Here is an 11,538-nt window from a genome sequence, read left to right on the forward strand (position 1 = left end):
GCTTGGCGTGAAAAAAGCGTTGGCAAAGGCTGTGGCTGACGGGCAAACTTGCCGTAACCCAGCAGGGCTCACCACCTTTTTTCCGCCATTGCGTCTGGTTCTCCTGTTAGCGGGGCACTGATTGTGTCGCGGCGTTGGCTATGGTGTTTGCTGCGCATCTCTTCTGCGGCGGATTAGATCGTGAAGGCGCGGCCTTCGTTTTGCCTTGCAAACACCGGATAGCTATTTGTTGAACACCGCGGTCTGTCGGTTTCGCCATTGATCCGGGGTCATGTCGAACTTGCGGCGAAATGCCCTGCCGAAGCTGGTGCCGCAACTATACCCCAATGCGCGGGCGATTTGTTCGACTGTCTTTATTTCTTCTGCAAGCAGCGCGGTTGCAAGCTCCATTCTTGCCTCGGTAACAGCTTCACGAAAGACGATTCCGGCTTCCGCCAATTTGCGATTGATGGAACGTTTTGAAAGCGCAGACCCGGCGGCCACTTCATCCAGCGTGGGCACTCGCCGCCGGATCAGCATGGATTGCCTTATCTGGCGGCGCAGGGAATCGCGGGTAAAATACTCCGGATTGGCGCCGATCATCTGCCGCATGGCCTGAAATGCCAGATCCCATGTTTCGGGATCTTGCCGCGGGTTGGGCCTTGTCGCCAGGCGTGCGGGAAGAAACAGCCGGGTCGATGTGTCAGTTTGGCAGGTCGCGATGCCGCTGCTGCGCGCGATTGTCTGAATGATGTCCTGGCCGGCGTGACGCAGATACAGCACCGGACCTTCCACCGGGCTTTCGGATAATTCGATCAGCTTGCGCGGGAAAATCGCCAGCAGGCTCAGAATTGCCGAAGCGACGAGATGTTCTTTTATCCAGCCAAAGGGACCCAGCGCGGAGATAGCCTTGATTGTCAGGGCAAAACCGTTGTTCTGGGCGGAAACGATCACGGTGAGGTGGCGGCTTTGCACGCTCAGTGCTTCGCTGATCAGGCGCAGCAAGGCCAATATGTCCGGTGCTGCTGCCAATTGGCCCCTCGAAACGAAATTCAATGATTGTGAAAAGTCGTTCAAAGTGGCTTCGATGAGCGCCGGTGCCCCGAAAAAGTCGAGAAAATTTGCCATGATGAGCAGGTCATCAGCCAGATCGATCTGCCGGGGCAGGCTGCGTGCTGGCGGCAGCGATGTGCCTTCGAAAATCCAGTCCGGCCAACCAAGATCCTGCCCCCAGATGTTGAAAATGCCTGAAGGAACCGGCGATCGGGACAATTCCACCAATTCGGGCAACAGGGTGCTGACCATGTCGCGATAAGGTTTCGAAGGGCTGCGGGGCGAGGTAAAATCGTGCCTTGCGCTATTCATGTTTCCGCACCCCTTTTGCAAAATGGACCAGACAGCAATTTTCGACGTTGCCGCCGGAAAGTAAAGCAAGCGATGGTTTGGCAGCAAATGTCTATCGTCTGGTCGTTACTGTTTATAGCGCATTGTCATTATGTTCCATACCATTGCCACTACCCGCATGTTTATGGAGGCAGGCGAATATCCGGCAATGCAATACCATAAGTGCGGCCGCGCTGCCCGCGCTGAACGGTTGGCTTTGTGCCATTGACGGCACGATTATTTAAGGACCTGAACCAGCATCCTGTTGAGTGAATGATGCTTTGTTGCAGCAGTCTTGCGGGTGCAGATGACGAGGAGAAACCAGAATGCGATTTTTTGCGGCTCTTTCGCTTTCCTTGCTTGCCCCGCTGGCGATACCGTCAGCGCATGCCCAGACCGTTGTTCCGGTGCAATTTGAGCGGGGTGCATCATCCGCAACGATTGCCGGATCGATCAAGGGGCGGGAATATGCCGATTATCGGATTATGGTGCGCGCGGGGCAGCATCTGTCCGTCCGCCTAACGCCGACCGATGGATCGCCCTATTTCAACCTGCTTGAGCCGGGATCAAGGGATGTAGCAATTTTCAACAGTTCGATGAACGGTCAGTCATACGCTGGTACAACCACCCGCGCCGGGGCTTACACCATCCGCGTTTACCAGATGCGCGCATCGGGAAGGCGGGGGGAGACTGCGCGATTTACTCTCGACATTGCCGTGCGGGGCAGCAGCGACGGTGCCCATTCCACCATACCAAGCCACCGTCCGGTCGATGCATTGGTGGCAGGCACGCCATATCATGCGACCGCCTCGATCATGTGCCGGGCGAGCGCCGGAACCGGCATGGGGACTTGCAAGGCGGGCGTTATTCGCAGGGGCGGATCTGCCACCGTCCATCTCGACACCCCTGACGGCGGGGAACGCACGATCCTGTTTCGCGGCGGAACGGCGGTGTCCAGCGACAGCCAGGCAGGATTGACGGTAACGCGGCGGCGCGATGTCAGCATTGTGCGGATTGGCACAGTGGAAATATACGAAATTCCCGACGCGCTGATTGAAGGGGGATGAGGTGACAGCAAACAGGGCCATACGCCCGCGCGTATGGCCATAATGGCAGCCGGGATACGCATGCTAGACAGCAGACCGAGCGGTCAGCCCGGGCCTCGATTTTCCAACCGTTCGACATCACCTGTTAAAGGAAAAAATATGCAGATTTCATGTTTCGGCCGCGCATTTGCCTCGGTTGCTTGCGTCGCATTGGCGGTCAGCCCGGCGCTTGCTGAAAAGGCCAGCCAGCTCACTTCGATTAATGGTATGTCCGGCAGCCGGGCGGAAAGCGCGCTGATGGACCGGGGGTTCACCTTTATTGGCAGCAATAATGCATCATCAGGTTATACCTATGCCCACTGGTGGCATGCAGGCAGCAAGAATTGCATCACGACAGAAACCAGAAACGATATGGTTCTGACAATTACCGATGCATCAGCATCCGATTGTCATCAGAAAAGCGGCAACAGCGACGCCGCCGTTGCCGCAGGGGTGGTGGCCGGTGCGGCCATTCTGGGCGCATTGCTGACCCATAAATCCCACCACCACGATGACCGGCAGCATCTGTCAGAGGGGCAGGCAGAAATGCAGTATGAGCGCGGATATACCGACGGATTGCACAATGCTGCATATCACAATTACGAGACTTCGGAACGCTACGCGCAAGGCTACACTGCCGGGGTGGATGAGCGAAACGCCAATTTGTCCCATCACAGCGGACGGGGCGGGCATGCAGCCTATGCGCAGATCAACGACCTCAGCGGCGCGCGCGCTGCGGGCGGAATGGAAGATCTGGAACGGCGCGGCTTTCGCCAGGTCGATAATTTCACCAGCGGCGATACACGCTATTCCATCCATTACCGGCCGCAATCACGCCAATGTGTCCAAGTGACCATCGCTGACGGCAAATTCTATGATGTGAGGGACATCGAACAGCACCCCAAGTGCCGTTGAGGTAAATACGCCAAACGCCTGTCTCGCATCGCCGCCGCTATAACAATCATGTTGCTTGTGGCGGCGTGCGGGCAGACTGCCGATACCTTTAGCAGCACTGGCAGCAGCGCTGGCCGCAGCACTGCCGGCGGAACAATCAGCAGCAGGACCCGAGATAGGGGAGCGCGGGGACGGGAAGCGGCGAAGCCGTCTTACGCGGCCAGCTGCGGCCTTGCGGCATGATCATCAAGTGCCAGACTGACGATGACACGGCGATGTAAATTAGGTAGCTAGGTAAGCTAGCCCGCCAAATTCGTCAGGAGCCTGCATTCATGCCAGAAACGCCGTCTGGAACGTCTGGTACATTTCCGCCCAAAAAACGCGGCGGGCCGCTGCGTATTCCCAAAACGGCCGAAGTGGTGGCAGATACCATCCGCAGAAAAATTGTGCAGGGCGAGCTGCCCGAAGGGTCTGCCCTGCCATCGGAACCGCAAATGGCCGAGGAATTCGGCGTGTCGCGGCCAACCTTGCGCGAAGCATTCCGCATTCTGGAAGCGGAGCGGCTGATTTTGCTGACGCGCGGTTCCCGCAGCGGCGCAATCGTCAGCCTGCCGCAGATCGAAGGCGTGTCGCGCCATGCCAGCTATTTGCTGCAGGCGCGCGAAGTGTCAGTTGCCGATATTTACGAAGCCCGTCTGGCGATTGAACCCTATATCGTGCGCAAGCTGGCGCAAAAGCCGACAAAAAAGGCTGTTGCCACATTGCGCGCCGAAGCTGACCGCCTGTCGGATCTGAACGAAAGCGGGCGCGACCGGGAAGTGGTGGTCGGCGTCGCCGAATTTCACCGGGTGCTGGTGGAAGTGGGCGGCAATGACACGCTGCATTTCATGACCCAGATGCTGCAGGATGTGATGGAGCAATATCAGTTGAGCCATTTGCGTGACGATCCATCGGGCAGGGACACCACCAGCCGGATCGGGATCAAAAGCTTTTACAAGCTGATCGACCTGATCGAGGCTGGCGACCCGGATGCAGCGCAGCGCCACTGGCAATTGCACCTGGTCAATTCCAACAAGCATTGGGCCACCACGCGCAGCCTGCGCGAAATGCTTGCCGGTTAAGACCCCTTGCGCAGCGTATGATGCGGTGGATCAATCTGCCGCTGGTGCTGACTGCGCTGCTGACTGCGCTGCCGACCCTGCTGTCAACGCTTCTGGATTATCAGGCCCCCCATCAGCACTTGCGCGCCGGAATGCGCTGAGGCCAAGGAAAGTTGCGCGCTGGCCCAGCACAACCCGGTTGAATGCCAGCGCAGCCATGATTGACGTGACCAGTGTGACCACCATGAAGTCAATATAATGCAAGGCCACAAGGCCCGCTGGCTGCCACCAGAAGCTAAACACACCGTACAGGCCAACCCCCCATATGACCCCTGCAATGGCCGCCCGGGCATCCACATTGCGGAACAGGAGCCCTGCCACGAATGCCGAAAGGATCGGCATGGACAGCAGCCCGTTCAGCTGTTGCAGCAGGTTGATGATGCTTTCGGCATTCTGATACATTGGTACCAGCATGACCGAAGTGACGGTGACGATGGCCGATACCACAGCGCCCAGTTTCCAGTGATTGGTGACCTTGCCGACGAATTGTTCGTGAAAATCCACCGAATATAGCGCGACTGTGGAATTGAGAACGGCACTGAAAGTGGTGATGACGGCCGCTGCCACCATGGCGGCAAAGGCGCCCGCCAGCCATCCCGGCATCACTTGTGCCACCAGCATGCCATAGGCGCTGTCGCCCACATCGCCGAATAATTTATATGCCACCACCCCGGGCACCACCACGATGGGCGGAATGACCAGAATGCGAATGATGGCCGCAGTCATGACTCCCTTGCGCGCTTCCTGAACGGTGGGTGCGGCCATGGCACGCTGGGTGATATTCTGGTTGGTGGACCAGTAGAAAATCTGGATGAACAGCATCCCTGTGAACAGGGTATGGAAGGGAATGGGGGAATCAGACCTGCCGACCATGGTCAGCCGTTCGGCAGGCACATTGGTCACAATATCGAAATCTACCGCCTGCAACGCCAGAAACACGATCAGCAGGGCAAGACCCAGCACGCCGATGCCGGAATAGGTGTCCATCACCGCCACCGCGCGCAGGCCGCCAAACACGGTGTAGGCTGCGCCAATGATGGCCAGGAGAATGGAAAACCCGATCAGCGGAATGGAGCCGCCAAACAGGGACTGGAGAAACAGGCCGCCGCTATACAGGGCAGCAGGCAGATAGATGAAAACATTGCCGAGCAGGAACAGCGCGGAAATGAGCGTGCGGATGGACCGGCCATTATACCGCCGTTCCAGAAGCTGGGTCACTGTGGTGCAATTATAGCGATAATAAAGCGGCACAAATATGAAGGCCAGAATGGTCAGCCCGGCAAACCCGGCAATTTCCCACCACGCCAGCAGCAGCATCTGGTTGCCGTTCATGCCCACCAGCTGGTCTGTCGAAAGATTGGTAAGCGTGATGGCGCCCGCCACGAAAACCCAGCTCAGGCCCTTGCCCGCCAGATAGACATCCTGCTGCGATCCGCCATCGCTGCGCGCTTGCCGGGTCTGCGTGCGCACCTTTGCCCAGGTCAGCACACCGACAAGGGCTGTAAGGCCGATGAAAATTGCCACTTGCAGTGTGCTGCCAAATTGCGCTGTATCTGCGAACATCACTTGCTCCCCACCCCGGATCCCCCCACCCGGAATAGCGGGCCTAGCGGCTTGCACGCAGGCTGCCAATCTGTCTGTGTGCGCAAAAATGGCGATAAGACAGGAACTACCGATGGCACATGACCAGGGCAAAGATGCACAGATGCGGCTGGGCGTATGCTATTATCCGGAACATTGGCCGCGTGATCTGTGGGATGATGATGCGCGGCGCATGGCAGATGCCGGCATCACCCGCGTGCGGATTGGCGAATTTGCCTGGAGCAGGCTGGAGCCGCAGCCGGGCCAGTTTGACTGGCAGTGGCTGGATGATGCGATTGCCGTTTTGGCGCGCCATGGCCACGGCATCATTCTGGGCACGCCCACGGCCACGCCGCCCAAATGGCTGGTGGACCGGATGCCGGACATGCTGGCCTGCGACGAGGGCGGGGCGGTCCGCAAGTTCGGATCGCGGCGGCATTACTGCTTCAGTCACGACGGATACCGGCAGGAATGCGCCCGCATCACCATGGCAATGGCGCAGCGTTACGGGCACAACCCGGCCATTGCCGCGTGGCAAACCGATAATGAATATGGCTGCCACGACACAGTATTGAGCTATTCGGATGCGGCCCGCGAAGCCTTCTGCATCTGGCTGGCGGCCCGTTATGGCACCGTTGCCGCGCTGAATGCAGCATGGGGCAATGTGTTCTGGAGCATGGAATATGCGTCATTTGACGAAGTGGACCTGCCCAATCTGACAGTTACGGAAGCCAACCCGGCGCATTGGCTGGCGTTCCGGCGGTTTTCATCCGATCAGGTTCTGTCTTTCGACCGGATCCAGACAGATATCCTGCGCGAATTATCACCCGGCAGGGACGTGGTTCATAATGCGATGGGCTTCTTCACCGATTATGATCACCATGCCCTGGGCCAGCAGCTGGATGCGCTGGGGTGGGATTCCTACCCGCTCGGCTTTCTGGAAATGTTTCCTTTCAGCGCTGCGGACAAGCTCGCCTATGCCCGGCAGGGCCAGCCCGATATTGCAGCGTTTCTTCATGATCTTTACCGCGGATGCGCGCGCAATGGCCGCTGGTGGGTGCTTGAACAGCAGCCCGGCCCGGTGAACTGGGCGCGGCACAATCCCGCCCCGCTGCCCGGAATGGTGCGCCTGTGGACTTTGGAAGCCATGGCGCATGGGGCCGAACTGACCAGCTATTTCCGCTGGCGGCAGGCACCCTTTGCGCAGGAACAGATGCACGCCGGATTGCTGCGTCCAGACAGCGCGCCTGCACCTGCGCTGGCCGAAGTGACGCAGGTTTCGGCAGACATCGCACGCCTTGGCCCCACAGGGGAAGGCGCGGCGCGGGTCGCCATCGTGTTTGCTTACCTGTCCGAATGGGTCACGCAAACCCAGCCGCAGGGGGAAGGGGCATCGGCCTTGTGGGCAGCTTTCAATTGTTACCGTGCGGCGCGCAAGCTCGGCCTTAACGTGGATATCATCAGGCCGGGCGCGCCGCTTGACGCCTATGGCCTGGTGATACTGCCATGCCAGCCCATCGTGGAAGACAATTTTGCCCGCCAGCTACAGGGCTTTACCGGCCAAATCATCATCGGGCCGCGCAGCGGCAGCAAAACGGATGAATTTTCGATTCCCGACAATCTGGCGCCAGGCCCGCTGCAATCTGTGTTCAGCGGTGTTGTCACGGCCAGCGAAAGCCTGCGCCCCGGCCTCGTGCATCAGGGGCAGGGCTGGGACATTGGCCTGTGGCTTGACCATCTGGACACGCAGGCCACTGCAGAGCTGGTGGCCGATGATGGAACGGCGGCGTGCTACCGGGCGGAAAATATCCGTTATCTGGCAGCATGGCCGAAGCCTGCGCTGATTGCCGAAGTGATGAAGCGCGCAGCCAGGGATGCAGGGCTGGAAGTGGTCCGCATGCCCAAGGGAATGCGGATGCGGCAGAGCGGGAATTACCGTTTCGTGTTCAACTATTCCGCCGCCGCCCAGCCTTTACCCGATGCGATTTCTGGCGAGCTTGTCATTGGCGACAGGCTTGTTGCTCCGGGCGGAGTGGCCGTGCTGGCAGCAGGTTAAAGGGTTTTACGATCCAGCCGCTTTGCCCAGCTGACGAACAGGGTAATCAGGAATGGCACCAGCAGGAAACTGAGCACGACCTTGGCCAGCATCTGCCCGACGAGCAGTGGGCCGATGGGAAATTCGCCGTAAAAGGCCAGCGTCACGAAAATCAACGTATCAATCGCCTGGCTAAGCGCGGAGGCAACCGCGCCGCGCAGCATCAGCCCCATGCTTCCCGTGCCATCACCCTTGCCGCGCAGCCGTTCGAAAATCCAGATATTGAGCAGCAGCGATACACCATAAGCGACAGGCCCAGCGGCCATGATTCGCGGTGTCTGGGACAAGACCTGCTCGAAAGCAGCGATATTTTCCGGCGGCATATTGGCAGACGGCGGCAGCATCAGCACCAGCAGCACCAACAATGCAGACCCTGCCAGCGGCAGGAAACCCCAGAAAACCATCCGGTTGGCAATGGCCTGACCGTGCAGCTGCGCCACCGTGCTGGACAGCACGACCAGCATCAGGAAGGCGAAAATACCGGCTTCGACTGCCAGCGGCCCCAAGGCCACCTGCTTGAACCCCAAAACACCCGCAATCACCGTCATCCCGCCATAAATCAGCGCAAAGACAAATAGCGAGCGAGGCAGGGATTTAGGCTGGGGAATAGACTGTGCGCTGGGCTGGGCGTGGGGCTGGGCGTTAGACTGGGCGCTGGGCGTAGCGGGATGGTTCGCGTGATCTTGGTCGTTCATCGCGCTGTGCCTATTATCTCGCACGCAAAAAGGGAAGCTGTCTGTTGGCGGCAGGCACACTTAACCCCGGTTGGCTGAAACGCCGCTGGTGATGCAGGCGACATGGGTGTTTGACCTGAGCCGCGCAAAAGGCGAAGAGCGTTTTCGAAAATTGGCCCGTTCGAAAGTTTCTATGTCCCCTATACTCACAAGCCTCATCGGTATTGTCGCCATTCTGCTGCTGGCGTTTCTGCTTTCTACCGGAAAGCGGCGCATCCGCCTGCGGATTGTCGGGGCTGCTTTCGCCTTGCAAGTGCTGATGGCGTTTCTGGTCCTCAGCACCCCATGGGGCCGGGCCACCATCCGTGCCATGTCCGAAGGGGTGGCGGCGCTCCTGTCCTATGCCAATGCGGGCACGTCCTTTCTGTTCGGGGCGGATAACCCGCTGGCCAACACGTTTGCCCTGGGCGCGCTGCCGGTCATCGTGTTCTTCGCTGCGCTGGTGTCCATCCTCTATCATCTGGGCATCATGCAGCGGGTCGTGCGCTGGGTTGGCGGGGCGATTGGCTGGGTCACCGGCATCAGCAAGGTGGAATCGCTGGGCGCGGCGGCCAATATCTTCGTCGGCCAGTCCGAAAGCCCGCTGGTGGTGCGCCCCTATCTGGCCGCACTGACCCCATCCCGGCTGTTCACCCTGATGACCGTGGGCATGGCCGGCGTGGCAGGCACCATTCTGGCAGCCTATGCCGGGCTGCTGGGGCCGGAATATCTGCCGTTTCTTCTGGCTGCGGCCTTCATGTCTGCGCCGGGCGGCATTCTGATGGCCAAGATCATCATGCCTGATGATGAAGGGCAGGCCCTGCCGGAAGGCGATATTGCCCTGCCTACTGCGCGGATCAGTTCCGAAGGACCAGCAGCCCTGACCGAAGGCGGCAGGGCGCATGAAGTGGAAGTGGCCGAAACATTCGAGGAAGGCCAGAAGCCTGCCAATGTCATCGAAGCGGCAGCACAGGGCGCGCAAACTGGCGTCAAGCTGGCGGTTGCGGTGGGCGCGATGGTTCTGGCATTTGTCGCGCTGGTGGCCATGGCCAATGGCTTCCTTGGTGCAGCCGGCGGATTGTTCGGATTTCCTGACCTGTCGTTCCAGCAAGTGCTGGGCTGGGTGTTTGCACCCTTCATGTTCCTGATCGGCGTGCCATGGGAAGAAGCAGGCGTGGCCGGCGGATTGTTCGGCACCAAGGTGGTGCTGAACGAATTTGTCGCCTTTATCGAACTGGGGCAACTCTCGTCCGACATCCTGAGTGAACGCAGCCGCGCCATCGTCACATTTGCCCTGTGCGGCTTTGCCAATTTCAGCTCCATCGCCATTCAGATGGCGGTTACCGGCGGCCTTGCCCCCAACCAGCGGCCGGTCATCGCCCGGCTGGGGATGCGGGCCCTTGCGGCAGGTTCACTTGCCAATCTGATGAGCGCCGCGCTAGCTGGCCTCTTCCTTCCTTACTGAGATACCGCATGACCGATATTGCTTCTGTTTCCCTGTCCCGGCCACTGGCAGATGTGGCGGACGAACTTGGCCGCAGCTTTTCCGAATTCGGCTTTGCCATCGTGCGCGATCACGGCATTCCGGCGGAGCTGATTGCCCGCGCCGAAGAGATGTCGAAAGCGTTCTTCGCTTTGCCCGACCAGGTGAAGCGCGCCTACAAGATTGACGGCGGCAGCGGCGCGCGCGGCTATACTCCCTTTGGTACGGAAAAGGCCAAGGATGCCCAGGTTCATGATCTGAAGGAATTCTGGCACGTGGGCCGCGACCTGCCCAAGGGGCACCCCTTGTCCGAATTCATGGCCCCCAACATCTGGCCAGCAGAAGTGGCGGGCTTCAAGGAAACCTTCGAAGCGCTCTATGCCGCTTTCGAAACGGCGGGCGATACCATCCTGCGCGCCATCGCGCTGCATCTGGGGCTGGCGGAAGATTTCTTCGTGCCAACGGTAGAGGACGGAAATTCCGTCATGCGGCTGCTGCATTATCCGCCGCTGGAAACAGCCGATGCAGAAGGCGCGATCCGCGCTGCCGCGCATGGCGATATCAACACCATCACCCTGCTATTGGGGGCAGAAGAAGCCGGGCTGGAACTGCTGACCAGGCAGGGCGAATGGCTGCCAGTCTCGCCGCCCGAAGGCGCGCTGGCGGTCAATATCGGCGATATGCTGGACCGGCTGACCAATGGCAAACTGCGGTCCACCACGCACCGCGTTGTCAATCCGATGGGCGAGGCGGCCCATCGTTCGCGCTATTCGATGCCGTTTTTCCTGCATTTCCGGCCCGACTATATCATCGAGACATTGCCGGGCTGCATCGACAGCGAATCGGGTGCATCTGCGCCAGCCCCAATTTCGAGCCATGATTTCCTGATGCAGCGTTTGCGCGAGATAAATCTGGCTTGATCAGCGCCAAATAACGCTCCGTTTTTGCATCAAAGAATAATGTCGCACGATGTTGCATTGCAGCAACACGCCTCAACCCCGCAGAATTCCGTCATTTTTCGGCTGGTTTTAAACGGGCTCGCCAGATTGGCGGGGATTGTCACCGTCCGGTAACAAAAGATACTTTTTAGCGTCGTCCATCCCCCTTATCGGGGCCAAGTCATTCCTCGTCATTTTTACGCGAACGTCACGCAAGGGACTGCTCA

Annotated in this window: 9 protein-coding genes; 6 read left to right on the top strand and 3 right to left on the bottom strand. The window is 59.3% G+C overall.

The features are described from left to right. Window positions 1–222: 222 nt before the first annotated feature. Window positions 223–1,344 (bottom strand): helix-turn-helix transcriptional regulator, encoded by a 1,122-nt coding sequence (locus tag GRI44_RS00005; protein ID WP_160599285.1) that lies wholly within the window; start codon window positions 1,342–1,344, stop codon window positions 223–225. Window positions 1,345–1,688: 344 nt separating this feature from the next. Here GRI44_RS00005 and GRI44_RS00010 point away from each other — a divergent pair, with 344 nt between their 5' ends. The 3 genes from GRI44_RS00010 to GRI44_RS00020 all read left to right on the top strand — a co-directional run bounded on the left by GRI44_RS00010 (window position 1,689) and on the right by GRI44_RS00020 (window position 4,462). Continuing rightward, on the top strand, window positions 1,689–2,429 hold the full coding sequence (locus GRI44_RS00010; protein WP_160599286.1) for a hypothetical protein: 741 nt from the start codon (window positions 1,689–1,691) through the stop codon (window positions 2,427–2,429). A gap of 138 nt (window positions 2,430–2,567) precedes the next feature. Beyond that, a complete protein-coding gene (locus GRI44_RS00015) occupies window positions 2,568–3,362 on the top strand; it encodes a hypothetical protein (RefSeq protein ID WP_160599287.1) in 795 nt (264 codons plus the stop codon). A 311-nt stretch (window positions 3,363–3,673) separates the two neighbouring features. Further along, on the top strand, window positions 3,674–4,462 hold the full coding sequence (locus GRI44_RS00020; protein WP_160599288.1) for a FadR/GntR family transcriptional regulator: 789 nt from the start codon (window positions 3,674–3,676) through the stop codon (window positions 4,460–4,462). Between the two features lie 30 nt (window positions 4,463–4,492). Here GRI44_RS00020 and GRI44_RS00025 read toward each other — a convergent pair whose 3' ends face one another. Further along, window positions 4,493–6,064: a sodium:solute symporter family transporter gene (locus GRI44_RS00025; protein ID WP_160599289.1), complete on the bottom strand. Its 1,572-nt coding sequence runs from the start codon at window positions 6,062–6,064 to the stop codon at window positions 4,493–4,495. A 112-nt stretch (window positions 6,065–6,176) separates the two neighbouring features. Here GRI44_RS00025 and GRI44_RS00030 point away from each other — a divergent pair, with 112 nt between their 5' ends. Continuing rightward, window positions 6,177–8,138, top strand: coding sequence for a beta-galactosidase (locus GRI44_RS00030; protein ID WP_232842925.1), 1,962 nt, complete (start codon window positions 6,177–6,179; stop codon window positions 8,136–8,138). On the opposite strand, the gene GRI44_RS00035 is transcribed toward GRI44_RS00030, so the two are convergent. Continuing rightward, window positions 8,135–8,872, bottom strand: coding sequence for a queuosine precursor transporter (locus GRI44_RS00035; protein WP_160599290.1), 738 nt, complete (start codon window positions 8,870–8,872; stop codon window positions 8,135–8,137). The two genes, GRI44_RS00030 and GRI44_RS00035, sit on opposite strands and share 4 nt — an antisense overlap. A 172-nt stretch (window positions 8,873–9,044) precedes the next feature. On the opposite strand from GRI44_RS00035, the gene GRI44_RS00040 reads away from it, so the two are divergent. Further along, entirely contained in the window at window positions 9,045–10,355 is a 1,311-nt protein-coding gene (locus tag GRI44_RS00040; protein WP_160599291.1) for a NupC/NupG family nucleoside CNT transporter, read from the top strand. 8 nt (window positions 10,356–10,363) lie between these two features. Then, window positions 10,364–11,293 carry an isopenicillin N synthase family dioxygenase gene (locus tag GRI44_RS00045; protein WP_160599292.1) on the top strand — a complete coding sequence of 310 codons (930 nt, stop codon included), beginning with the start codon at window positions 10,364–10,366 and terminating at the stop codon, window positions 11,291–11,293. Window positions 11,294–11,538 lie beyond the last annotated feature (245 nt).

It is taken from the genome of Allopontixanthobacter confluentis (genome assembly GCF_009827615.1).
Taxonomy (GTDB): domain Bacteria; phylum Pseudomonadota; class Alphaproteobacteria; order Sphingomonadales; family Sphingomonadaceae; genus Allopontixanthobacter; species Allopontixanthobacter confluentis.

Bases quoted from the DNA above. Each gene is read 5' to 3' on its own strand.
- GRI44_RS00035 (WP_160599290.1), bottom strand. From the start codon at position 8,872: ATGAACGACCAAGATCACGCGAACCATCCCGCTACGCCCAGCGCCCAG.
- GRI44_RS00015 (WP_160599287.1), top strand. From the start codon at position 2,568: ATGCAGATTTCATGTTTCGGCCGCGCATTTGCCTCGGTTGCTTGCGTC.
- GRI44_RS00040 (WP_160599291.1), top strand. From the start codon at position 9,045: ATGTCCCCTATACTCACAAGCCTCATCGGTATTGTCGCCATTCTGCTG.
- GRI44_RS00005 (WP_160599285.1), bottom strand. From the start codon at position 1,344: ATGAATAGCGCAAGGCACGATTTTACCTCGCCCCGCAGCCCTTCGAAA.
- GRI44_RS00010 (WP_160599286.1), top strand. From the start codon at position 1,689: ATGCGATTTTTTGCGGCTCTTTCGCTTTCCTTGCTTGCCCCGCTGGCG.
- GRI44_RS00045 (WP_160599292.1), top strand. From the start codon at position 10,364: ATGACCGATATTGCTTCTGTTTCCCTGTCCCGGCCACTGGCAGATGTG.
- GRI44_RS00025 (WP_160599289.1), bottom strand. From the start codon at position 6,064: ATGTTCGCAGATACAGCGCAATTTGGCAGCACACTGCAAGTGGCAATT.
- GRI44_RS00030 (WP_232842925.1), top strand. From the start codon at position 6,177: ATGGCACATGACCAGGGCAAAGATGCACAGATGCGGCTGGGCGTATGC.
- GRI44_RS00020 (WP_160599288.1), top strand. From the start codon at position 3,674: ATGCCAGAAACGCCGTCTGGAACGTCTGGTACATTTCCGCCCAAAAAA.